The sequence below is a fragment of the Candidatus Symbiopectobacterium sp. genome (genome assembly GCF_020054415.1).
Taxonomy (GTDB): domain Bacteria; phylum Pseudomonadota; class Gammaproteobacteria; order Enterobacterales; family Enterobacteriaceae; genus Symbiopectobacterium.
This window is the reverse complement of sequence record NZ_JAHWCO010000130.1, coordinates 1-1,675: the sequence shown is the minus strand read 5'-3', so window position 1 is coordinate 1,675 and position 1,675 is coordinate 1. Positions and strand designations below refer to the sequence as shown.

Below are 1,675 nucleotides of genomic sequence, written 5' to 3'. Positions count from 1 at the left end.
TTTGTGTTTGATAATGGGATTGTTAGTATGAAGCATGAGAGTTACCTCGCGTTTTGTTTAAGGATTAGGCACCCATATCAAAACCGGTAACTCTCAACCTTTCAAGGTCCAGTGTCAGATCTAGTCGCGACTAATACACATCACCCTACTCCTTAAGGCGCGTCCAATCTTGATGATGGCGATTATTGATGGAACGGACGCGACAACCGGTGCACCGCATCCACAAAGGCACCGGCATGTTCCGGTGGCACATCCTGATGAATCCCGTGTCCCAAATTGAACACGTGGCCATTCCCCTGGCCGAATGCGGTCAAAATCGTCTCAACTTCTTGCTCGATACGCGCAGGTGGCACATAGAGCATTGACGGGTCCATATTGCCTTGCAGCGCCACCTTGTCCCCAACCCGCATCCGCGCCTCACCGATATCCGTGGTCCAATCCAGACCCAGCGCATCGCACCCTGTCGCGGCCATCGCTTCCAGCCACTGACCGCCGCCTTTGGTAAACAGCGTCACCGGTACGCGCCGCCCCTCATGCTCACGCAGCAAACCGTCCACAATTTTGTGCATGTAGTGCAGTGAAAACTCACGGTAATCGCGCCCGCTCAACGCTCCGCCCCAGGTGTCGAAAATCATCACAGATTGCGCACCGGCCTTGATCTGCGCATTCAAATACAGAATCACACTGTCAGCCAGCTTATCCAGCAGCACGTGGAGCATCCGTGGCTCAGCAAACAGCATTTTCTTGATAACCGTAAACGCTTTACTGCTGCCGCCTTCCACCATATAGGTTGCCAGCGTCCAGGGGCTGCCGGAAAAACCGATCAATGGCACCGCACCGGCCAGTTCGCGGCGAATGGTGCGAACCGCATCCATCACGTAGCCCAGATCCTGTTCAGGATCGGGAACGTACAACCGCGCCACATCCGCAGCGGTTCGAACCGGATGGGTAAAGCGCGGTCCTTCCCCCGTTTCGAAATAGAGTCCCAACACCATGGCATCCGGCACGGTAAGAATATCGGAAAACAGGATGGCTGCATCCAGCTCATAGCGCCGAAGCGGTTGTAGAGTAACTTCACAAGCCAGCTCTGGATTTTTGCACAGCGACATAAAATCACCCGCCTGTGCGCGCGTTGCTTTGTACTCTGGCAGATAGCGGCCTGCCTGACGCATCATCCATACCGGCGTAACATCAACGGGTTGTCGCAGTAGCGCGCGCAGATAGCGATCATTTTTCAGGTCTAGCATGCGGTGTCCTTTTGTCATCCTGAGAGAGGGTAAAAACGCGATAACGAAACGATTGGCGCGAAGTGTAGCACGCCAACGACACTATTCCTGCCCATCGCGACACAGTACCACAGTGTCTTCAATCAAACGTCGCGCGACCGTACCCGGCGGCGGGAGAATCGGCAGTTGATCGTAGCGGAACCAACCGGCATCTCTGAGCTCTTTGGGATCGTGGCGTAGGTCACCGTCGGCATACTCCGCCATGAATGCCATCATCAGCGAATGTGGGAACGGCCAAAGCTGTGAGCTGATGTGTATTAGTCGCGACTAGATCTGACACTGGACCTTGAAAGGTTGAGAGTTACCGGTTTTGATATGGGTGTCTAATCCTTAAACAAAACGCGAGGTAACTCTCATGCTTCATACTAACAATCCCATTATCAAACACA

At 53.8% G+C, this 1,675-nt stretch carries 1 protein-coding gene and 1 pseudogene; both read right to left on the bottom strand.

Features of this window, described 5'->3' with window-relative positions; genetic code table 11:
• Window positions 1–182: 182 nt before the first annotated feature.
• Window positions 183–1,247 (bottom strand): uroporphyrinogen decarboxylase, encoded by a 1,065-nt coding sequence (gene hemE, locus QZ506_RS03985; protein ID WP_291969237.1) that lies wholly within the window; start codon window positions 1,245–1,247, stop codon window positions 183–185.
• Window positions 1,248–1,328: 81 nt separating this feature from the next.
• Window positions 1,329–1,541 (bottom strand): annotated as a pseudogene (gene nudC / locus QZ506_RS03980) (NAD(+) diphosphatase); the annotation flags it as partial.
• Window positions 1,542–1,675 lie beyond the last annotated feature (134 nt).